The 21000-nt window shown below is 72.9% G+C and carries 18 protein-coding genes; 8 read left to right on the top strand and 10 right to left on the bottom strand.

The genetic code is table 11. From position 1 onward, the window contains the following. Window positions 1-9: 9 nt before the first annotated feature. Complete coding sequence (locus BMY04_RS17155) at window positions 10-1680, bottom strand: HAD family acid phosphatase (RefSeq protein WP_198410230.1); 1671 nt, start codon at window positions 1678-1680, stop codon at window positions 10-12. Window positions 1681-1799: 119 nt separating this feature from the next. On the opposite strand from BMY04_RS17155, the gene BMY04_RS17150 reads away from it, so the two are divergent. Then, window positions 1800-2381, top strand: a complete 582-nt coding sequence (locus BMY04_RS17150; protein ID WP_139209927.1) for a DUF6197 family protein — start codon at window positions 1800-1802, stop codon at window positions 2379-2381. A gap of 170 nt (window positions 2382-2551) precedes the next feature. On the opposite strand, the gene BMY04_RS17145 is transcribed toward BMY04_RS17150, so the two are convergent. The 6 genes from BMY04_RS17145 to BMY04_RS17120 form a co-directional block, all read right to left on the bottom strand. Further along, window positions 2552-3493, bottom strand: a complete 942-nt coding sequence (locus BMY04_RS17145; protein WP_091183890.1) for a LysR family transcriptional regulator — start codon at window positions 3491-3493, stop codon at window positions 2552-2554. Window positions 3494-3522: 29 nt separating this feature from the next. Beyond that, on the bottom strand, window positions 3523-4293 hold the full coding sequence (locus BMY04_RS17140; protein WP_091183887.1) for an SDR family NAD(P)-dependent oxidoreductase: 771 nt from the start codon (window positions 4291-4293) through the stop codon (window positions 3523-3525). Window positions 4294-4359: 66 nt separating this feature from the next. Next, on the bottom strand, window positions 4360-5313 hold the full coding sequence (gene ligD, locus BMY04_RS17135; protein ID WP_091183883.1) for a non-homologous end-joining DNA ligase: 954 nt from the start codon (window positions 5311-5313) through the stop codon (window positions 4360-4362). 9 nt (window positions 5314-5322) lie between these two features. After that, window positions 5323-5754 (bottom strand): GtrA family protein, encoded by a 432-nt coding sequence (locus tag BMY04_RS17130; RefSeq protein ID WP_198410229.1) that lies wholly within the window; start codon window positions 5752-5754, stop codon window positions 5323-5325. Between the two features lie 89 nt (window positions 5755-5843). After that, window positions 5844-7100 (bottom strand): glycosyltransferase, encoded by a 1257-nt coding sequence (locus BMY04_RS17125; protein ID WP_091183877.1) that lies wholly within the window; start codon window positions 7098-7100, stop codon window positions 5844-5846. Window positions 7101-7155: 55 nt separating this feature from the next. Further along, complete coding sequence (locus BMY04_RS17120) at window positions 7156-9240, bottom strand: ArnT family glycosyltransferase (RefSeq protein WP_091183874.1); 2085 nt, start codon at window positions 9238-9240, stop codon at window positions 7156-7158. A gap of 252 nt (window positions 9241-9492) precedes the next feature. Between BMY04_RS17120 and BMY04_RS17115 the strand changes: the two genes are divergently transcribed. Next, window positions 9493-11400: an ABC transporter ATP-binding protein gene (locus tag BMY04_RS17115; RefSeq protein WP_091183870.1), complete on the top strand. Its 1908-nt coding sequence runs from the start codon at window positions 9493-9495 to the stop codon at window positions 11398-11400. 13 nt (window positions 11401-11413) lie between these two features. Here BMY04_RS17115 and BMY04_RS17110 read toward each other — a convergent pair whose 3' ends face one another. Next, window positions 11414-12961 (bottom strand): sensor histidine kinase, encoded by a 1548-nt coding sequence (locus tag BMY04_RS17110; protein WP_232506470.1) that lies wholly within the window; start codon window positions 12959-12961, stop codon window positions 11414-11416. A 152-nt stretch (window positions 12962-13113) separates the two neighbouring features. Continuing rightward, on the bottom strand, window positions 13114-13848 hold the full coding sequence (locus BMY04_RS17105; RefSeq protein ID WP_091183866.1) for a response regulator transcription factor: 735 nt from the start codon (window positions 13846-13848) through the stop codon (window positions 13114-13116). A gap of 134 nt (window positions 13849-13982) precedes the next feature. On the opposite strand from BMY04_RS17105, the gene BMY04_RS17100 reads away from it, so the two are divergent. Continuing rightward, the gene (locus BMY04_RS17100; RefSeq protein WP_232506469.1) at window positions 13983-14471 is read left to right on the top strand and encodes an RNA polymerase sigma factor; all 489 of its coding nucleotides are present in this window, start codon (window positions 13983-13985) and stop codon (window positions 14469-14471) included. Between the two features lie 19 nt (window positions 14472-14490). Here the strand turns inward: BMY04_RS17100 and BMY04_RS17095 are convergent, their stop codons facing one another. Further along, on the bottom strand, window positions 14491-15006 hold the full coding sequence (locus BMY04_RS17095; RefSeq protein WP_091183863.1) for a DoxX family protein: 516 nt from the start codon (window positions 15004-15006) through the stop codon (window positions 14491-14493). A 509-nt stretch (window positions 15007-15515) separates the two neighbouring features. Here BMY04_RS17095 and dnaK point away from each other — a divergent pair. From dnaK to ligD (BMY04_RS17070), 5 genes are all read left to right on the top strand, one after another. Then, window positions 15516-17393: a molecular chaperone DnaK gene (dnaK, locus tag BMY04_RS17090; protein WP_091183859.1), complete on the top strand. Its 1878-nt coding sequence runs from the start codon at window positions 15516-15518 to the stop codon at window positions 17391-17393. Continuing rightward, window positions 17390-18079, top strand: coding sequence for a nucleotide exchange factor GrpE (gene grpE / locus BMY04_RS17085; protein ID WP_091183855.1), 690 nt, complete (start codon window positions 17390-17392; stop codon window positions 18077-18079). Before dnaK ends, grpE begins: the two co-directional genes overlap by 4 nt. Window positions 18080-18120: 41 nt before the next feature. Further along, a complete protein-coding gene (dnaJ, locus tag BMY04_RS17080; RefSeq protein ID WP_091183852.1) occupies window positions 18121-19302 on the top strand; it encodes a molecular chaperone DnaJ in 1182 nt (393 codons plus the stop codon). Between the two features lie 47 nt (window positions 19303-19349). Continuing rightward, window positions 19350-19796, top strand: a complete 447-nt coding sequence (locus BMY04_RS17075) for a heat shock protein transcriptional repressor HspR (protein WP_091183848.1) — start codon at window positions 19350-19352, stop codon at window positions 19794-19796. A gap of 96 nt (window positions 19797-19892) precedes the next feature. Further along, window positions 19893-20843 (top strand): non-homologous end-joining DNA ligase, encoded by a 951-nt coding sequence (gene ligD / locus BMY04_RS17070; RefSeq protein ID WP_198410228.1) that lies wholly within the window; start codon window positions 19893-19895, stop codon window positions 20841-20843. Window positions 20844-21000: the final 157 nt, after the last annotated feature.

The following is a 21000-nucleotide window of genomic DNA, read 5'->3' as shown; positions in this document are numbered from 1 at the left end:
GTGGACCGGTCAGGGGAGGTAGTAGGTCGGGTTGGGCAGCTTGACCGCCCGGTCGGCGTAGCCGCCGAGCAGGTCGGAGTACTGGTCGCCGTAGTTCGCGACGACCGTGTAGCCGAGGTCGTCCTCGATGTGCGCGCGCGTCTTGGACTTGTACTCGATCGTCGTGCAGGTCGAGCCGGCCGCGCAGCCGGAGACCCACGCCGGGTACGGCGACCCGCTCACCGGCTTGGTGAAGAAGCGGTCGGCCACGAAGGCGTCGGCCGGGTAGCCCACCTTGACCAGGTTCTTGATCGTCGCAGCCTTCTGGCCGTCGTTGCGACCGGTCAGACCGAAGATCGTGAAGCCCGCCTTCTCGGCCGCCTTCACGTAGGACACCATCGCCGGCGTCGCCGGGAACCGCTCGTCCTGCACCCACTCGTCCTGGAGCTTGGGGTCGAACGTGAAGTGCATGTCGTGCACCTCCATGTCGTACGTGAACAGCGTCGTGTCGTCGGTGTCGAAGACCAGAGCCGGCTTCTCGCCCCGGGCCACCGCGGCGCGGTAGCGGGCCTTCAGGGCCTTGCGCTGCTTCTTCGCGATCTTCTTGAGCTCGCTGATGTAGGGCGAGCGGGTCTTGCTGGCGATGCCCGTGCCGGGGTCGCCGTAGTAGACCGCGATCGTCTTCTTGACCGAGTCGATGTTCGGGATGCCCTCGCCGCCGACGTACTGGCCGCTGGAGCCGTCGGGCGCCATGGTGAAGTGCGTGCGGGGGCTGAGCTTCTTCTGCGTCTTCCCGGGCAGGTCGGGCGACGGCAGGTAGTAGGTCGGGTTGGGCAGCTTGACCGTGTGGTCGGCGTACCCGCCCTGCAGGTCGCTCCACTGGTCGCCGTAGTTGGCGACGATGGTCAGGCCCCGCTTGCGCTCCAGGTAGCGACGGGTGCCGGCCTTGTACTCGACGGTCGTGCACGCCTTCACGTCGACGCAGCGGATGTACGAGGGCTTGGTGCCCTGCCACTTGGTGTAGAAGTTCTTCGCCGTGAACGCGGTGTAGCCGACCTTGCGGAGGTTGGCCAGGGTCAGGTCCTCCTGGCCGGCCGACCGGCCGGTCAACCCGATGATCGTGTAGCCGATCTTGGCCGCACGGTTGACGTAGGCGACCATCGCCGGCGTCGCGGCGAAGCGCTGGTCGTCGATCCACTGCTGCTGGATCTTGGGGTCGAAGGTGAAGTGCATGGCACTCGCCTCCATGTCGTAGGTGAAGAGCGTGGTGTCGTCGGTGTCGAAGACGAGCGTCGGCTTCTGGTGGTGCTTCCTGGCCTGGTCGTAGCGCTTCTGCAGCGTCGCGTCCTGGCGGCGCACGATGGCGCGCATCTCGGAGATGTAGGGCGACGTGGTCTTGCTGGCGATGCCCGTGCCCGGGTCGCCGTAGTAGGTGGCGATCGTCTTCTTGACCGAGTCGATGTTCGGGATGCCCTCGCCGCCCTGCGTACGACCGCTCGACCCGTCCGGCTTCATGGTGAAGTGCGTCCGCGGGGCGAGCACCGCCCGGGCGGACGAGGCCGAGCGGGCGGCGACGTCGACCGCCGCGCTGGCCGGCGCGGCCGGGGTGACAGGCTGTGCGCCGGCCGGCGGGGCCACCAGCGCGGCGAGCACCGCGGTGGCGAGACCGGCGGCGAGCACCGAGGGACGGATCTGCGGCACGAGGGACCTCCGAGGTACGGGGTGGGCGAGCAGACCGTACGCCCGGCTATGGACCCGGCGCCAGCGGCACATCCGCAGGGGTCTTGTGGATGGGCTGGTCCGGGCGCATGCTCTCGACCATGACGACCAGCGAGCGGGCCCGACCGGCCGAGGCGCTCCGTGCGGCCTGGTCGCGGTTCCGGGCCACGCTGCCGGTCCCGCCCGCGCCGCCCTACGTCGTGCCGCAGGACGACCCGGGCGTCGCCTGGTCGCGCCGGCTCGACCGGGTGCGTGCCGCCCTGGAGCAGGCCCGGACCGACCTCGTCGAGCACGGCTGGGCGCAGCGGGCGTGGTTCAGCGTGGGCGCCGACGGCGGGACCGTCCGGCTCGCGACGTCGGCGGAGGCCTTCGCGCTGGTCCGCCCGACCGGCACCGTGGCCGGGGCCTGCCTGGTCGGCGCGATGCTGCGGCGCGCCGAGGACCCCGACCGCGCCACGACCCACGACGACGTGTGGGGTGCGGTCGACGAGCTCTACGAGGCGCTGCACGAGCGGATGGGGCACGGTTCGCTCCCGCCCGGCCGCGTCGACGCCCACCACCGCCGCCAGGCCAAGCTCCGCGTCCTCACGGCCTGGAACGACGCCCCGACCACCACCCGCGCCGACGTCCTCGACCTCCTCGACCGCGCCGTCAGCCGTACGGTCGTCGGCGCCTGCCGCTGACGTTCCGCTGAGCTCGTCGAAGGGCAGGAACGCTCCCTGAGCCTGTCGAAGGGCCCGAGAACGCTCCCTGAGCCTGTCGAAGGGCCCGGAACGGGTTGGCGTACTCCCAGCGAGCAGAGCCCACCTCGTCGAGGCCCTTCGACGAGCTCAGGGAGCGTTCTGCCGAGCCCTCAGCCCGTACGCCCCGCGTCGGCCTTGGCCTGGAGCGCCCGGATGTGCTGCTCGGCGAGGTCCATGAACGCGCGCGTCGCCGGGCTCAGCGACCCGCCCGGTCGCGTGACGAAGGCGAAGTGCTCCTCGAACACGGGCTCGAGGCGGACCCAGCGCAGGTTCGCGGGGAAGCCGGACCACTGCGTGACGAGGTAGGACACCAGCGAGTCGCCGACCCCGTAGGCGGCCAGCTCGACGGCCGCGGTCTGGAACTCGACCTCGACGGAGGGGTGCAGCGCGACGCCGGCGCGCTGGGCGCGCTCGGTGAGGCTGCGGCGCAGCGGGTCGTCGCGCGTCCACCGTGCCTCGGACAGGATCAGCCGACGGGTGCTGAGCTGCTCGACGTCGACCGGGGCCGCGGTCCGCGAGGGTTCCGCGCTCACGTACACGACGGTGTCGGTGAGGACCGGCCGGCTGACCCACAGGCCGCGGTCGTCGATGGGCAGCTGCACGAGCCCGGCCTCGAGGTCGCCGGAGCGGACGGCGTCGGCGACCTCGGAGGAGTTGAGGCCCTGGACGCGGATGGACACGTCGGGGTGCCGCCGGCCGAACTCGGCGGTCAGGGCGGGCAGCAGGTAGAGGTGGGCGCTGCTGAACGTGCCGAACGACACCGTCCCGCCGGCCAGCTCGCGGACGTCCCGCACGGCCGCGGTGAGGTCCTCGACGTCGCGCAGCACCTTCTCGGCCCAGGGCACGAGCATCCGGCCGGCGTCGGTCAGCTGGAGCTGGCGGTTGGTGCGGATGAACAGGGTGACGCCGAGGGTCGTCTCCAGGCGCCGCACCTGGTCCGACAGGCTCGGCTGGGCGATGTAGAGCGTGTGCGCGGCGGCGGCGAAGGAGCGGTGCTCGACCGCCGCGAGGAAGTAGACGAGCTGCTGCAGGCTCGGCCTGCCCGCCGCCACCGTCCTCCTCCCGTCGCCGCGCCGGGCCGTCAGCGGGCGAGGAAGCCGCCGTCGACGACGAGCTCGGTGCCCGTCACGAAGGACGCGTCGGGGGAGAGCAGGAAGGCCACGGCGGCGGACAGCTCGGAGACGTGCGCGCGGCGGCCGAGCGGGGTGTCGGGGACGACCCCGCCCTCCTTCTCGTGCTCGTTCATCGGGGTGCTGACCCCGCCGGGCACGAGGGTGTTGACCCGGATCTTGTCGGGTGCGAGCTCGAGCGCCGCGACCTTGGTCAGGGCGGTGAGCGCGCCCTTGCTGGCGCAGTAGGCCGCGTAGCCGGGGGCCCCGACCGCGCCGAAGATCGACGCGACGTTGACGACGGCCGGACGGCTGCTGCGGCGCAGCAGCGGGAGTGCGGCCTGCAGCCCGAGCAGGGCGCCGGTGACGTTGACCGCGAGCAGCCCGTTCCAGGCCTCGAGGGTCTCCTCGGCGAGGGGGTTCACGTGGATGATCCCGGCGTTGTTGACGAGCCCGTCGAGGCGGCCGTGCGCGGTCTCGATCTCCGCGGCCACGGCGGCCCACGCCTCGGGGCTGGTGACGTCGAGGTGGCGGTAGCGCACGTCGAGGCCGTCGCCCTCGAGCCGGGCCGCGAGCGCCGCGCCGTCCTCGTCGAGCACGTCGCAGGCCCAGACCGTCGCGCCCTCGCAGGCCAGCCGCTGGGCGTGCGAGGCGCCCTGGCCCCGGGCGCCCCCGGTGACGAGGACGACGTGGCCCTCGAGTCGCTGCGCGCGGACGTCGGTGAGGGCGTGGGAGGCGGGCACGCGCGTAGCGTACGGGTGTCCGCCCTGGTCAAAGCAGGGGTGCGGTGCGATCGACCGGGCGAGGCGTCAGGACGGTTCGGCCGGCGCGTCCCCGGAATCGTGCTCGTCGCGCTCGGCCCACTCCAGCAGGGTGTCGAGCGCATACGGGTGGTCGTCGATGTCGGCGTGCAGGTCGCCGATGCGGGCGTAGCGCTCCGGCATGGTGGCGATGGTGAAGTCGTGCGGGTCGACGTCGGCGACCTCGTCCCAGGTGACCGGCGCGGACACGAGCCCCTCGGGCGTGCCGCGCACGGAGTAGGCGCTGGCGATCGTGTGGTCGCGGGCGTTCTGGTTGTAGTCGACGAAGATCGCGCCGGGGTCGCGGTCCTTGCGCCACCACGTCGTGTCGACCCCGCCCGCGCTGCGCCGCTCGACCTCCCGCGCGAACGCCCACGCCGCGCGCCGGACGTCGGCGAAGCCGTGGTCGGGGTGGATCCGGACGTACACGTGGAGCCCCTTGCCGCCCGAGGTCTTCGGGTAGCCGACCGCCCCGAGCTCGGCGAGCAGCTCGCGCACGATCCCGGCCGTCTCCTGCACGTCCGCGAACGTCGCCAGCGGCATCGGGTCGAGGTCGATGCGCCACTCGTCGGGCGACTCGACGTCGTCGCGCCGCGAGTTCCAGGGGTGGAACTCGACCGTGGACATCTGCACGGCCCAGACCACGTCGGCGACGTGGTCGACGCACAGCTCGTCGGCGTCACGGTCGTAGCGAGGGAAGTGCACGCGCACGGTCTGCACCCACGGCGGCGCCCCCTTGGGCAGCCGCTTCTGGTGGACCTTCTCGCCGTCGACCCCGTCGGGGAAGCGGTGCAGCATGCACGGGCGGTGCCGCAGCGCGTTGACGATCCCGTCGCCCACCGAGAGGTAGTAGTGCGCCAGGTCGAGCTTGGTCTCCCCGCGCGCGGAGAAGTAGACGCGACGGGGGTTGCTGATCGAGACCGTACGGCCGTCGACGTCGAGCTCCACGCGTTCGGTGGCCACGGGTGGAGCCTAGGCGGCGGCCCGGTCGGGCTCGCGGCGCGTCGCCGGCTCCGCCATCAGGGCGTGCAGCGTCAGGAACCGCACGCACGTCGCGATGCCCTGCGCCACGACGAGCACCGCCACCTCCGCGGCGCGGCCGGCACCCGGGTCGAGGTGGTGCAGCAGCCAGAGCGCCCCCGCCGAGAGGCCGAGCCCGAAGGCGAACGCGGCCAGCCCGCCCAGCTGGTGGCCCAGGGCGCCCTTCGAACCGCGGAGGCCGAAGGTGAGGCGCCGGTTGGTCGCGGTGTTGGCGACCTGCGTGGTCACGAGGGCGACGACGTTCGCGACCTGCGCCCCGACGAGGGTGCGGAGCAGGAGGTAGAGCAGCAGGTACGCCGCCGCGCTCGCCGCGCCGATCACCGCGAAGCGGACCAGCTGGCGGGACGTCGGACGGGTACGCACGAGGACCATCCTCGCTGCCACCACGACAACGGGTGAGTTCTTGCACCATGGTGGTGCAGGAACCCACCCGTTGTCGTCGCGGCGACGGCTCAGCGGCGGTGCGCCATCAGCTGCCGCAGCGCGAGGAACCGCACCAGCGTCGAGATCGCGTTCGCGAGGACGAGGACGGCGACCTCGAGCACGCGGTTCGGCTCGGGGGACAGCGTGTGCAGCGCCCACAGCGACCCGCTCGTCAGCCCCAGCCCCACGCCGAAGGCGATGAGGCCGCCCGCGTGGTGGCGCAGGGCGCCGTCGCTGCCCCGGACGCCGAACGTGACCCGACGGTTCGCGGCGGTGTTGGCGACGGCGGTCACGAGCAGCGCGACCAGGTTCGCGGCCTGGGGGCCGGTCCAGTCGCGCAGGGCGAGGTAGAGCACGAAGTAGGCGAGCGTGCTCAGCACCCCGACCCCGCCGAAGCGCAGCAGCTGGCCGAACATCCCGCGCGGCACCCCGGGCACCGCGGACGGCACCTCGGCGTCGCGGCCGAGCTCGGCCCGCAGCCGCGCCACCGGGATCCGGCCGCGGGCGAAGCCGCGGAGCAGCCGGACCACCCCGTGGAGGTCCTCCTTGGCGGTGGCGACGACGTCCACCCGGCTGTCGGGGTCGTCCACCCAGTCGACGGGCACCTCGTGGATCCGCAGCCCGGCCCGCTGCGCCAGGACGAGCAGCTCGGTGTCGAAGAACCAGTTCACGTCCTCGACGAGCGGGAGCAGGTCGCGGGCGACGTCGGCCCGGATCGCCTTGAACCCGCACTGCGCGTCGGAGAAGGACACCGACAGCGTCCCGCGCAGCAGCAGGTTGTAGGTGCGGGAGATGATCTCGCGCTTCGGCCCGCGCACGACCCGGCTGGAGCGCGCCAGCCGGGTCCCGATGGCGAGGTCGGAGTGGCCGGAGATGAGCGGCGCCACGAGGGGCAGGAGCGCGCGGAGGTCGGTGGACAGGTCGACGTCCATGTACGCCAGGACGGCTGCGTCGGACGCCGACCAGACCGCCTTGAGCGCGCGGCCCCGGCCCTTGGCGTCGAGGTGCACCGCCCGTACGTGCTCGAGCTCGGCGGCGAGGGCCTGGGCCTCCGCCCACGTCGCGTCGGTGCTGGCGTTGTCGGCGATCGTGATGCGGAACCCGTACGGCAGCTCGGCGGCGAGGAAGGCGTGCAGCCTGCTCACCGAGGGGCGCAGGTCGGTCTCCTCGTTGAAGACGGGGACGACCACGTCCACGACGACCTCGGTGGGCCGGTGGCCCTCGGCGGACCGGGACGGGAGGGGACGGATGGCCGCGGTGCGGCCGTCGACGAGCAGGTCGCTCATGGGTGTCTGCTTCCTGGGCATGGCGAGCGGGGCGGGAGTCGGTGCCGCTGACGGCTCAGGAGGCGGGCTTGGTGAGGTCGTAGACGGTGACCCCGCCGACCGTCGTGGCCGTGTAGTGCTCCGAGACCCAGGTGGAGATCTCCGCGGAGGTCCCGCGGTCGCGGCCGCCGCCCATGCCGCCGCCGGCGACGAAGTAGTGGACGTCTCCGGCCGCGACGTACGCCTGGAACTGCGCGAGGGTCGGGCTCGGGTCGCTGCCGGTGAAGCCGCCGATGGCCATCACCGGGCTGCCGCTCGCCAGCTGGTAGGTCGCCGCGCCCTGCGAGCCGATGGTGGCGGCGGCCCAGCGGTAGGACCCCGCGTCGTCCTGCAGCAGCTGGACGAGCTCGGTGCTGGCCGTGCCGCCCTCCGGGCCACCGCGGCCCGGCGCCTGCCCCTGCGTCGGCGCCTGGCCCGGTGCCTGGCCCTGCGGGAGAGTCCCGTCCGGGCGCTGCCCGTCGCGGGGGAAGCGGCCGTCCGCGCGGGCGCCGCCGAAGCCGTTCTCGGAACGCACGGGTCCGGCCGTGACGATCGAGCCGGTGTGCGGGGTGGCGACCGTGTTGAGCGTGTACGCCGTCGGCCCCGTCACCGCTCCGGCGAGCGCGACGGCCAGGACCACGCCGGAGACGGCCCGGGGGAGCCGGTGCGCCAGCAGGAGCCCGGCGGCGGCGAGGACGCCGACCACGAGCACCGGCCAGCGCAGCGCCTCGTAGACCCCGGTCGCCCGACCGAGCAGCACGAAGGCCCACACGGCGCTCAGCGCCGTCGCCGCGGTCAGGCCGCTCCGGCCGAGCCAGGTGTGCCGGCGACCCCAGAGGACGCTGCCGCCGACGGCGACCCCGGCCGCGATCGCCGGGGCCAGCGCCACGACGTAGTAGTCGTGGTAGGTCCCCTCCATCAGCGAGAAGGTCAGCCCCGTCACCACCGTCCAGGCGGTCCACAGCACCAGGGCGGCGCGGGTGCCGTCGGTGCGCGGCAGGCGACCGAGCGCGATCGCCGCGACGACCGCCAGCAGCAGCGCGGCCGGCAGCAGCCAGGTGACCATGCCGGCGGAGACCTGGTCGAAGAGCCGGGTGATGCCCGCCGACCCGCCGAACCCGCCCCCGCCGCCGAACCCGCCGGCCTGGCTCGTGGAGCCCGAGACGCTGACCGAGCGCCCGAAGATCCGGGCCAGCCCGTTGTAGCCGACGACGAGGTCGAGGACCGAGTCGTTCGTCGAACCGCCGACGTACGGGCGCCACGACGCGGGGACGAGCTCGACCACGGCGACCCACCAGCCGAGCGAGACGACCATGGCGGCGAAGGCGCCGAGCAGGTGGAGCAGCCGCCTGCGCAGCGTGGTCGGCGCGGCCAGGAGGTAGACGAGGACGAACGCCGGCAGCACGAGGAAGGCCTGCAGCATCTTGGTGAGGAAGGCGAGGCCGATCAGCACGCCGGCCCACGCGAGCGTCTTGCCGCTGGCCTTCTCGGTGGCCCGCAGCACCACGTACGCGGCGAGCGTCATGAGGAAGACGAGCAGCGCGTCGGGGTTGTCGAAGCGGAACATCAGCGCGGCGGCGGGCGTCAGCGCGAGCAGCGCACCGGCGACCAGCCCGGCCCGATGGGCGTCCGAGCGCCGCTCCTCAAGCGGTGCGTCACCCCGCCGCTCGAGGGTCCGGCGCACGGAGGCGTACGTGACGCCGACGGTGGCGACGCCCAGCAGCGCCTGCGGGGCGAGGACGCTCCACGAGCTGAGCCCGAAGACCCGTACGGACAGGGCCATCAGCCACAGCGAGGCCGGCGGCTTGTCGACGGTGATCGCGTTGCCTGCGTCGAGGGAGCCGAAGAAGAAGGCCTTCCAGCTCTGCGAGCCAGCCTGGACGGCCGCGGCGTAGAAGGAGTTGCCGTAGCCGGACGCCGAGAGGTCCCACAGGTAGAGCACCGCGGTCGCGGCAAGGAGCACCAGCACGGCCACGCCGCGGCCGCTCAGCGGTCGGCGGCGTCGTGCGGTCACCGCGGGGTCCGTCCCGTCCGGGTCGGAGGGAGGGATGGGCGCGCCCTCGGCGGCCTGCGTGGTCGTGGAGCCCGGACGGGTCGTCCCGGGGAGCGTCGAGAGCGTCATGCCCCACACCCTCGGAGCGCGCGCTGTGCTGACGACCGGGCAGCGCTATGGCGTCTCTGTGAGCAGGGGCTGAGCGTTCCGGAGTGCCCTCTGGCGGGTCCGAGGTGGCCCGTGGCGACCGGTCGAGGGGCCGTCCGCCCGGTTCCGTCGCCCCAGGCGGGAAGGACGGGAACGGTTCCGGGGTTGTCGATTCGTCAGTGCCGCCGCCTACCGTGAGGTCGGCGGTCGAGGGCGATCAGGAGGAGACCGGGCATGAGCATGGAGGGTGTGGCCTGGTCGGCCGTCTACCGGGTCTCGACGGCGCAGCAGGAGCGGCGTCCGTTCTCGTGGGCGACGGTGCGGCGGATCTGGGGCTTCGCGCGTGCGCAACGCGGCGTGCTGGCCGTGTTCCTGGTCCTGAGCGTGGTGACGGCGTTCCTCGCGATCGCGACCCCGCTGCTCGCCGGGCAGGTCGTCGACGCCATCAACACCCGCTCGGCGCCGGCCGTGGTCGTCCGCCTCGCGGTCCTCATCGCCGTCATCGCCCTGGCCGAGGCCGGGGTCGGGCTGGTGGTCCGCTGGCTCTCCTCGCGCATCGGGGAGACGCTCATCCTCGACCTGCGGCGCGCCGTCTTCGACCACGTGCAGACGATGCCCGTGGCCTTCTTCACGCGCACACGCACCGGCGCGCTGGTCAGCCGGCTCAACAACGACGTGATCGGCGCGCAGCGCGCCTTCTCCGACACCCTCTCGGGCGTCGTGACGAACATCGTCGCCGTCACCCTGGCCCTCATCGCCATGCTGTCGATCTCGTGGCAGATCACGGTGCTGGCGCTCGTGCTGCTCCCGGTCTTCGTGCTGCCCGCCCGCCGGATGGGCACGCGGCTCGCCCGCATGCGTCTCGAGGCGGCCAACCTCAACTCCGTCATGAGCACGCAGATGACCGAGCGCTTCTCCGCGCCCGGCGCGACGCTGGTCAAGCTGTTCTCCCGGCCCGAGCGCGAGTCGGCCGAGTTCAGCGAGCGGGCCAGCCGCGTCCGTGACATCGGCGTCCGCTCGACGATGCTGCAGATGGTCTTCGTCACCGCGCTGACCCTGGTCTCGGCCCTGGCGCTCGCCCTCGTCTACGGGCTCGGCGGCTGGTTCGCGCTGCGCGGGACGCTCGAGGCCGGCGCGGTCGTCACCATGGCGCTGCTGCTGACCCGCCTGTACGCGCCGCTCACGCAGCTCGCCGGCGCGCGGGTCGAGGTGATGAGCGCGCTGGTCAGCTTCGAGCGCGTCTTCGAGATCCTCGACCTCAAGCCCCTCATCACCGAGGCCGAGCACCCGGTCGCCGTGCCGCCGGGTCCCGTGTCGGTCACCTTCGACCACGTCCGCTTCGCCTACCCGACCGCCGACAAGGTCTCGCTCGCCTCGCTGGAGGAGGTCGCGGTCCTCGACAACCGGGGCGGCGTCGAGGTCATCCACGACGTGTCGTTCGCCGCCGAGCCGGGGCAGATGATCGCGCTCGTCGGGTCGTCCGGCGCGGGCAAGTCGACGATCGCGTCGCTGCTGTCGCGGCTCTACGACGTCGACGAGGGCTCGGTCCGACTGGGCGGCGTCGACGTGCGCGAGCTGAGCTTCGAGGCGCTCCGCACCACGCTGGGCATGGTCACCCAGGACGGGCACCTCTTCCACGACTCCATCCGGGCCAACCTGCTCCTCGCCAACGAGGACGCGTCCGAGGAGGAGCTGTGGTCGGCGCTGCGCCGGGCCCGCCTCGCGGACCTCATCGCCAGCCTCCCGGCCGGTCTCGACACCGTGGTCGGGGAGCGCGGCTACCGCCTCTCCGGCGGCGAGCGCCAGCGCCTCACCATCGCGCGGCTGCTGCTGGCCCACCCACGCGTGGTCATCCTCGACGAGGCCACCGCCTCGCTCGACTCGACCTCCGAGGCCGCGGTCACGGCCGCGCTCGGCGAGGCGCTCGAGGGGCGTACGGCGCTCGTCATCGCGCACCGGCTCTCCACCGTCCGGGCGGCCGACTCGATCGTCGTGCTCGAGGACGGTCGTGTCGTCGAGCAGGGGCGCCACGCCGAGCTGCTCGCGCTCGGCGGGCGCTACGCCGAGCTCTACCGCACCCAGTTCGCGACGAGCGAGGCCGAGGCCGAGCTCGAGCAGCAGGAGCTGCAGAGCCTGCGCTGAGGCCCGGCCGGTGTCAGGCCACGCCGGCCGTCGGGCGGCCCGCGAAGGCGTTGTCGGCGGGAGCGAGGGGGAGCGTCACCGTGAACTCGGTCCGCCCGGGCTCGCTGCGCACGCCGACGGACCCGTGGTGGGCCTCGACGACGGCCGCGACGATCGCCAGGCCGAGCCCGGTGCTGCGGCCGGTGGCGGCGCCCGGCGTACGGACCCGGCTGACCTCCGCACGGGTGAAGCGCTCGAAGACGCGCGACCGGATGTCCTCGGGGATGCCGGGACCGGTGTCGGCGACGACGATGACGGCGTCGGTCCCGTGCACGGCCACCGAAGCGCGGACCTGCGTCCCCGTCGGGGTGTGCGTGCGCGCGTTCGCCAGCAGGTTGGCCACCACCTGGTGCAGGCGGAAGCGGTCGCCGAGCGCGACCACCGGCTCGCTCGGCAGGTCCAGCTGCCACACGTGCTCCGGGCCCGCGGCCCGCGCGTCCGACACGGCGTTGATGACGACCTCGCTGAGGTCGACCGGGCGTACGTCGACGTCCGGCCCCGAGTCGAGGCGGGCGAGCAGCAGCAGGTCCTCGACCAGGTACGACATCCGCTCGGCCTCGGCCTCGACGCGGTTCAGGGCGAACGCGGCGTTCTCCGACATGGTGTCGCGCTCCCGGCGCGTCAGCTCGGCGTAGCCCCGGATCGCGGCCAGCGGGTTGCGCAGCTCGTGCGAGGCGTCGGCGACGAACTGCCGCACCTTGGTCTCGCTCGCCTGCCGGGCCGCCAGCGCGTCCTCGACGTTGTTGAGCATGTGGTTGAAGGCCTGGCCTACGCGCCCCACCTCGGACCTGGGGTCCGCGTCCTCGGGCGGGACCCTGACGGCGAGGGCCACCTCGCCGCGGTCGAGCGGGAGCTGCGACACCTGCTGAGCCGTCGCCGCGACGCGGTTGAGGGGCCGCAGGCTGCGCCGGACGACGGTGCGGGAGACGGCCACCGCCCCGACGATCGCCAGGAGGCTGAGCAGCGCCTCGAGGCCGACGACGTTGGCCATGAGGCGGTCGACGTCGCGCAGCGGCACGCCCACGACGGCCCGGCCCGACACGGTCTCGTTGGTGTTGACCACGTAGAGCTCGGTCTCGTACGTGACCACCCGGTAGCGGCCGAGGCCCGCGAGCTCGACGGACTGCTTGTGGTCGGTGACCTGCAGCTGGCCCAGCTGCACCACGACGGAGTCGGGCAGGGACGCGGGTCGGCCCGACCCGCCGTTGCGGGCGATGCCACTCGTGGAGCGTCCGTCGTCGGCGAAGCCCGCGAAGATCGAGTCCTGCGGGTTGCCGAGCTGGACGAGTCCGGCGCTGTCGCCGGGGCGCCCGTTCGGCGGCCCGGCCCGCAGCCGGCCGGCCACGCTGTCGACCTGCCGGTCGAGCTGCTGCAGGAGCAGCTCGCGCGTGGCGAGCGCCGTGAACGTGCTGATCAGGATCGCGGTGAGCGCGACGAGGGCGGTGACCCGGATGACGAGCCGGCGGCCGAGGGTGCCGCGGCCGAAGGGCTCGAGCGGCGCCATGGCCTGGGTGCCCGCCACCGGCGGCGGCCACGAGGCGGGGGATGCAGGGGAGCCAGCCCGGGGGGCAGAGGGAGTGGTCGGCGCTTCGGCGGGCGCGGGCGTCGGCGCGGCCGGACCGGTCCCGCTCGTCGCGCGGCCCGGCTCGAGGAACTCGGGTCCCGCCGACGCCATCAGCTCGCGGGGCGCAGCACGTAGCCCGCGCCCCGCATGGTGTGGATCATCGGCGGACGGTCGACGTCGATCTTCTTGCGCAGGTAGGAGATGTAGAGCTCGACGACGTTGGCCTGGCCGCCGAAGTCGTAGTTCCAGACGCGGTCGAGGATCTGGGCCTTCGACAGCACCCGGCGCGGGTTGCGCATGAGGTAGCGCAGCAGCTCGAACTCCGTCGCGGTCAGCGAGATCTCCGTGCCGCCGCGCGTCACCTCATGGCTGTCCTCGTCGAGGGTGAGGTCGCCGACGACCAGGGTCGAGTCGCTCCGGGCCGAGGTCGCCCCGCTGCGGCGCAGCAGGGCGCGCAGGCGGGCGATGACCTCCTCGAGGCTGAAGGGCTTGGTCACGTAGTCGTCGCCGCCGGCGGTGAGGCCGCCGATCCGGTCCTCGACCGCGTCCTTCGCCGTGAGGAAGATGACCGGCACGTCCGGGTCCTCCGCGCGGATGCGCCGCATGACCTCGAGCCCGTCGAAGTCGGGCAGCATCATGTCGAGCACGATCGCGTCCGGGCGCACCTCGCGCGCCGCCTTGACCGCGGTCGTCCCGGAGCTGGCGGTGGTGACCTGCCAGCCCTCGTAGCGCATGGCCATCGACAGCAGCTCGGTCAGGCTCGGCTCGTCGTCCACCGCGAGCACGCGGATGGGCGTGCCGTCGGGACGGGTGAGGGGCGCGGTGGCGGTGTCGGTGCGGGCCATGACCTCAGGGTGGCAGCGGGGGGTGGCGTTGGGCTGTGGTGATTCTGTCAAGTTCCTGTGACCTGTGCACCGCCTCGCCGTGGGCTGTCCACAGCGTGTCCCCGGCTGTCAGCCCGGCGGGTTAGCGTCACGGCGTGCCGGGGCTGCCGCCGTTCGACCGCGTGGTGGCCGAGCACGGCCCTGTGGTGCTGCGGGTCTGCCGTGCGGTGCTCGGGTCGGCGACGGACGCCGACGACGCCTGGCAGGAGACGTTCCTGGCCGCGCTGCAGGCCTACCCCCGCCTCGAGGCGGGCACCGACCTGCAGGCCTGGCTGGTGACGGTGGCGCACCGCAAGGCGGTGGACGTCGTGCGCGGGCGCGAGCGGCGGGGGACCCTGGCGGCCGACCCGGGTGCGGAGCGAGCCGACGAGCGCGACGACCCCGCGCGGGCGCCGGAGGTGCGCGAGCTGCGCTCGGCCGTGGCCGCGCTGCCGGAGCGTCAGCGTTGGGCCGTCGCGCTGCACCACCTCGGCGGGCTCACCTACGCCGAGGTGGCGGCGGTCGTCGGCGGGACGGAGGAGGCGGCCCGTCGGGCCGGGGCCGACGGGGTCGCCGCGCTGCGGCGTACGGGCGGGTGGCGCTGAGCCTGCTCGGCGCGCCGGCTCAGAGGCCGACGCGGACCGGGAAGGAGCTGGTCGTCTCGGTGGCGTCCGCCTCGGCGTCCTCGCCCTCGAGCTCGTCGGCGGCCGGCTTCTTGCGGCGGAACACGCGGTCCAGGCTCACCACGCCGCCCCCGAACACGAGGAAGAGCAGGCCGAGCAGGCCGAGGGCGACCGAGTACTCGAAGCCGCCGTGGTAGGTCCCGTCGGCGTTGAGGAGGTTCGGGCCCTTGTAGTAGCTGGTCCAGACCACGGTCAGCACCTGCTGCACCAGCACGCCGAGCCCGACGAGCGGGACGAGCGCGCCGAGGACGAGGAACACCCCGCCGACGATCTCGAACGTCGTCGCCCCGTACGCGGCGTAGCGCGCGTACGGCGTGCCGAACTGGGCGAGGTACTCGGCCTGGGCCGTCATGCCCGACTGCCAGCGCGCGGCACCGTGGAGCAGCAGGATGGCCCCGAGCCCCAGGCGCGCGACGAGCAGCGCGAAGTGACGCCAGAAGGCGACGAACCGGCTCATGAGGACCCCCTGTGCGGCACGACCGTGTGGGCGTTCACGCTAGTCAGCAGGCGTGTCGCGAGGGCTTCGCCACGCCGTGGGTGAGGTCGCCCGTGCGGATGGGCCTCTGCGGTCGTTCGGCCCCGGGCTCGGGCCGGCGGGGGACGCTGACCTCTTCGAGGCCCTTCGACAGGCTCAGGGAGCGTTCCCCGGCGTCCCGCCCAAGCTCAGGGAGCGTTCCCCGGCGTCCCGCCAAAGCTCAGGGAGCGTTCCCCGGCGTCCCGCCAAAGCTCAGGGAGCGTTCCCCGGCCTCCCGCCAAAGCTCGGTGGGCGTCTCGCGGGGTGGTGGCGGGCTCGAGGGTGCACCCTGGTTGAGCCCCGAGGACTCAACCTCGATTGAGGGAATGATCCTGCCGGTGGCATAGTTGAGCCAAGTGCACTCAAGGACCACCGGGCAGACCCGGGGCGGGTCCAGCAGCACCGGAACACAGCACCGGATCGACCACTCCCTATCTGGAGGAACACACACCATGGCTCGTGCAGTCGGCATCGACCTCGGGACGACCAACTCCGTCGTCGCCGTGCTCGAGGGTGGGGAACCCACCGTCATCCCCAACGCCGAGGGCGCTCGGACCACCCCGTCGGTGGTCGCCTTCGCCAAGGGCGGCGAGGTCCTGGTCGGCGAGGTCGCCAAGCGCCAGGCCGTCACCAACGTCGAGCGCACCATCCGTTCGGTCAAGCGCCACATGGGCACCGACTGGACGACGAAGATCGACGACAAGACCTACCGCCCGCAGCAGATCAGCGCGTTCGTGCTGCAGAAGCTGAAGCGGGACGCCGAGGCCTACCTCGGTGAGTCCGTCACCAACGCGGTCATCACCGTCCCGGCGTACTTCTCCGACGCCGAGCGCCAGGCCACGAAGGAGGCCGGCGAGATCGCGGGCCTGACCGTGGACCGCATCATCAACGAGCCGACCGCCGCCGCCCTCGCGTACGGGCTGGACAAGGGGGGCGCGGACCAGACCATCCTCGTCTTCGACCTCGGTGGTGGCACGTTCGACGTGTCGCTGCTGGAGATCGGTGACGGCGTCTTCGAGGTCAAGGCCACGAAGGGCGACAACCGCCTCGGCGGCGACGACTGGGACGGCCGCATCGTCGACTGGCTGGTCAAGCAGTTCAAGAACAAGAACGGCACCGACCTCAGCCAGGACAAGATCGCCAAGCAGCGCCTCCAGGAGGCCGCGGAGAAGGCGAAGATCGAGCTGTCGAGCGCGAGCGAGACCTCGATCAACCTGCCGTACATCACCCTCGGCGCCTCGGGCCCGCTGCACCTGGAGGAGAAGCTCACGCGCTCGGAGTTCCAGCGCCTGACCTCCGACCTGCTGGACCGCTGCCGCACGCCGTTCAACGCGGTGATCGCCGACGCGAACATCAGCGTGAGCAAGATCGACCACGTCATCCTGGTCGGCGGCTCCACCCGCATGCCCGCCGTCGCCGAGCTCGTCAAGGAGCTCACCGGTGGCAAGGACCCGAACAAGTCGGTCAACCCCGACGAGGTCGTCGCCCTCGGCGCCAGCCTGCAGGCCGGTGTCCTCAAGGGTGAGGTCAAGGACGTCCTGCTGCTCGACGTCACCCCGCTGAGCCTCGGCATCGAGACCAAGGGCGGCGTGATGACCAAGATCATCGAGCGCAACACGACGATCCCGACCAAGCGGTCCGAGGTCTTCACCACGGCCGACGACAACCAGCCGTCGGTGATGATCCAGGTCTACCAGGGCGAGCGTGACTTCGCCCGCGACAACAAGTCGCTCGGCAACTTCGAGCTGACCGGCCTGCCGCCGGCTCCCCGCGGTGTCCCGCAGGTCGAGGTCGCCTTCGACATCGACGCCAACGGCATCGTGCACGTCCACGCCAAGGACCTCGCCACCGGCAAGGAGCAGTCCATGACGGTGACCGGCGGTTCCGCGCTGGGCAAGGACGACATCAGCCGCATGGTGTCCGAGGCCGAGGCGCACGCCGAGGAGGACCGCAAGCGTCGCGAGGCCGTCGAGCTGCGCAACGAGGCGGACAACCTGGTCTTCCGCACCGAGAAGCTGATCAGCGAGAACGCCGACAAGATCGACGACTCGACCAAGCAGCCGGTCGAGGAGGCCATCGCCGAGGTCAAGACCGCGCTCGAGGGCACGGACGACGACGCGGTGAAGTCGGCCGTCGACAAGCTGAACACCGCCGCCGCCCAGCTGGGCCAGGCGATGTACGCGGCCGCCCAGGCCTCGCAGCAGCAGGGTTCCGCCGACGGTGGCAGCACCGACGGCGCGAGCACGGACGGCGCCCAGGGTGCGGCTGACGACGACGTCGTCGACGCCGAGATCATCGACGACGACACCAACGCCGGGACCGCCCGGTGAGTGATCACCCCGCTTCCGAGCACGAGGGCGAGCGCACCGGGCCCACGGTCCGCGACCGTCGCCGCATCGACCCGGAGACCTTCGAGGTGCGGGAGCCGCAGTCCGCGGCTCCCGCCCCCGCGGGGTCGACGGACGACACCACCAGCACCCCGGTCGACCAGGCCGGAGAGAAGGACACCCGCGTGAGCGAGCTGGAGACGGCCCTGGCCGAGCGGACCGCTGACCTGCAGCGGCTCCAGGCCGAGTACGTCAACTACAAGCGCCGGGTCGACCGTGACCGCGACGTGTCCCGCAAGACCGCGGTCGAGTCGGTCCTCAAGGACCTGCTCCCCGCGCTGGACGACATCCGGTCGGCCGGCGAGCACGGCGAGCTGACCGGTGCCTTCAAGGCCGTCGGCGACGCCGTCACCGGCGTCGCGGCCAAGCACGGGCTCGTCTCGTTCGGGGAGAAGGGCGACACCTTCGACCCGCACGTCCACGAGGCCCTGCTGCACTCGCTGTCGCCCGACGTCACGGGTCCGACCTGCGTCGAGATCCTGCAGCCCGGCTACCGCGTCGGCGAGCGGGTCCTGCGCCCGGCCCGCGTCGCCGTGGCCGAGCCGGACGGTTCGGCCCCGGCGGGCGACCCGGCGGCCGAGGCCCCCGGCGACGTGCCGGGCCAGCCCGGCCCGGCCGAGCAGGCCTGACCACCACACCAGCAGATCTCTGAGCGAAGGGAGGCGTCGAGATGAGCACCAAGGACTGGATCGAGAAGGACTTCTACAAGGTCCTGGGCGTGTCGAAGGACGCCAAGCCCGAGGAGATCAAGAAGGCCTACCGCAAGCTGGCCCGGGACAACCACCCGGACCAGAACCCCGGCAACCCGGCGGCGGAACAGCGCTTCAAGGACGTCTCCGAGGCGAACGACGTGCTCTCCAACCCGGAGAAGCGCAAGGAGTACGACGAGGCTCGCCGGCTCTTCGGCGGGGGCGGGTTCCGCTTCCCCGGGGCCAACGGCGGTGGGCGCACGAGCGGCGGCCCCTCGATGGAGGACCTGTTCCGCAACGCCTCCGGCGGTGACGCCGGGCTGGGCGACCTGTTCGGCGGCCTCTTCGGCGGCCAGGGCGGCGGCGCCGGCGGCCGTACGCAGCGCTACTCCACCCAGCGCGGCCCCCGTCGGGGCAGCGACGTGGAGGGCGAGGTGACTGTCGACTTCAGCGACTCCATCAACGGGGTCACGGTGCCGATGCAGATGGTGTCCGACGCCGCGTGCGACGCGTGCCACGGCACCGGCGCCAAGGCCGGGACGGTCCCGCGGGTCTGCCCGACCTGCGAGGGCAGCGGCATGCAGACCTCGGCGTCGGGCGGCGTCTTCGCCGTCACCGAGCCGTGCCGCGACTGCCGCGGCCGCGGCATGGTGGTCGACGACCCCTGCCCCGTGTGCCACGGCTCCGGCCGCGCCCGCTCGACGCGGACCATGCAGGTCCGGATCCCCGCGGGCGTGACCGACGGCCAGCGCATCCGGCTCAAGGGCAAGGGCGGGGCCGGCGAGAACGGCGGTGCGGCCGGCGACCTCTACGTCGTCGTGCACGTCAACCCGCACGCGATCTTCGGCCGCAAGGGCGACAACCTCACGCTCACCGCACCGGTGACGTTCAACGAGGCCGCCCTCGGGGCCGAGATCGAGGTGCCGACGCTCGACAGCGGTCCGGTCAAGCTCCGGGTCCCGCAGGGCACGCCCAACGGGCGCACCTTCCGGGTCCGCGGCAAGGGCGTGACCAAGCGCGACGGCGGCAAGGGCGACCTGCTCGTCACCGTCGAGGTGGTCGTGCCCCAGTCGCTGACCGAGCAGGCGCGCGAGGCCCTCACCTCGTACGGCGAGGCCGTCGGGGTCGGCAACCCGCGGGCCAAGCTGTTCGCCCGCACCTGAGCACCACCACGTAGCACCAGACGACACACCGGCGCGGAGGAGGAACGATGGCGGCAGAGCAGCACGCCGGGTCGCACCAGCTGCCCAGCCACATCGACCACGACGCGCCGGTGTTCGTCATCTCCGTCGCGGCGCAGCTCGCGGGCATGCACCCGCAGACGCTGCGGACGTACGACCGGATGGGTCTCGTCGTGCCGCGGCGCACCGCCAAGCGCGGCCGCCGCTACTCCCGGCGCGACGTCGCCCGGCTCCGGCTCGTGCAGCGCCTGAGCCAGGACGAGGGCGTCAACCTCGAGGGCATCCGGCGGGTGCTGGCCATGCAGGACGAGATCGACGACCTGCGGGCCAAGGTCAGCGACCTGACCCAGCTGCTGCAGCTCATCCGCAGCGCCCCGCCCGGCAGCCGGGTCTTCACGGCCGACCCCGCCGGCGGCGTGCACATGGGCGGTCCCGACCGCCCCTGGCGCGCCCCGCGCGCCATCGGCTCGCGCTGAGCCGCAGAGCAGCTCCAGCAACGGGAAGGCTTCCGCACCACCATGGTGCGGGAACCTTCCCGTTCCTGCTCCCGGCCGGTGACCGATACTCGAGGCATGGCCGACGAGGAGCGTGAGGGCGTCGCGCTGAGCCACCTCGACGCCGAGCTGTTCGACGGGGCCGGGGTCACCAAGCGCGACCTGGTCGACCACCTCGACGCGCTCGCCCCGCAGCTCCTGCCGGGCCTCGTCGACCGGCCGCTGTCCGTCGTGCGCGTGCGCCCCGGCTCGGCGCCCTTCATGCAGAAGAACCTCCCCGCGTACGCCCCCGCGTGGATCCGCCGCACCGCCTCCTGGGCCGAGGCATCCAAGCGCGAGGTCTCGTACGCCGTCGTCGAGGACCGGCGGGGGCTGGTGTGGTTCGCCAACCAGCGCGCGGTCGAGCTGCACGTGCCGCTGGTCCGGCTCGCCGACCCCGAGCACGTCGACTTCCTGGTCATGGACCTCGACCCGCCGGAGGGTGCCGGCTTCGCGCAGGTCGTCGCCGCCGCGCACCTGGTCCGCGCGACACTGGCCGAGGCGGGCCTGACCGGCGCGGTGAAGACCAGTGGGTCCAAGGGCGTGCACGTCTTCGTGCCGCTCGCCGGGACGCCGGTTTGGGATGCCGCAGCGGCCAGCCGCGCCGTCGCCGCGCGCGCCGAGCGGGCCGACCCGGCGCTCGCGACCACGGCGTACGTCAAGGACGAGCGCGAGGGCAAGGTGTTCCTGGACTCGACGCGCTCCGGCGGGGCGACCGTCGTCGCGACGTACAGCCCGCGGGCACGTCCGGGGCTGCCCGTGTCCTTCCCGGTGGCGTGGGACGACCTCGACGACGTCGCGCCCGCCGACTTCACCGTCCGCAACGCCGCTGCGCTCCTCGACGGCCGCGACCTCTGGCGCGAGCTGATGCCCCCGGCCCAGGGCCTGCCCGCCGACCTCGTCGCCGAGGGGAACGAGATCCCCGTCGCCCGCGTCGCCGCCATGCACGCCGGCAAGCGCCGTCGCCGGGCCGAGCGCGAAGGTTCCTGACCCCGGTTCCGCCGTCGTCCCGGGTCTGCCTGCTCGAACTTCCGGAGTCTGCGCGCTCAGCAGAGCGAGCAGGCTCGAGAAGGTCGAGCAGACGTGGCCGGGGGTGGCGGAGGGCCGACGGGCGTGGGAAGATTTAGCGTTCAACCAACGTTGGAGG

This window comes from Microlunatus flavus, assembly GCF_900110855.1.
Lineage (GTDB): Bacteria > Actinomycetota > Actinomycetes > Propionibacteriales > Propionibacteriaceae > Microlunatus > Microlunatus flavus.
This window is presented reverse-complemented; position numbering and strand designations above follow the sequence as displayed.

Coding starts and splice junctions, on each gene's coding strand:
- BMY04_RS17115 (WP_091183870.1), top strand. CDS start 9,493: ATGAGCATGGAGGGTGTGGCCTGGTCGGCCGTCTACCGGGTCTCGACG.
- dnaK (WP_091183859.1), top strand. CDS start 15,516: ATGGCTCGTGCAGTCGGCATCGACCTCGGGACGACCAACTCCGTCGTC.
- BMY04_RS17150 (WP_139209927.1), top strand. CDS start 1,800: ATGACGACCAGCGAGCGGGCCCGACCGGCCGAGGCGCTCCGTGCGGCC.
- BMY04_RS17125 (WP_091183877.1), bottom strand. CDS start 7,100: ATGAGCGACCTGCTCGTCGACGGCCGCACCGCGGCCATCCGTCCCCTC.
- BMY04_RS17120 (WP_091183874.1), bottom strand. CDS start 9,240: ATGACGCTCTCGACGCTCCCCGGGACGACCCGTCCGGGCTCCACGACC.
- ligD (WP_198410228.1), top strand. CDS start 19,893: ATGGCCGACGAGGAGCGTGAGGGCGTCGCGCTGAGCCACCTCGACGCC.
- BMY04_RS17075 (WP_091183848.1), top strand. CDS start 19,350: ATGGCGGCAGAGCAGCACGCCGGGTCGCACCAGCTGCCCAGCCACATC.
- dnaJ (WP_091183852.1), top strand. CDS start 18,121: ATGAGCACCAAGGACTGGATCGAGAAGGACTTCTACAAGGTCCTGGGC.
- BMY04_RS17095 (WP_091183863.1), bottom strand. CDS start 15,006: ATGAGCCGGTTCGTCGCCTTCTGGCGTCACTTCGCGCTGCTCGTCGCG.
- BMY04_RS17105 (WP_091183866.1), bottom strand. CDS start 13,848: ATGGCCCGCACCGACACCGCCACCGCGCCCCTCACCCGTCCCGACGGC.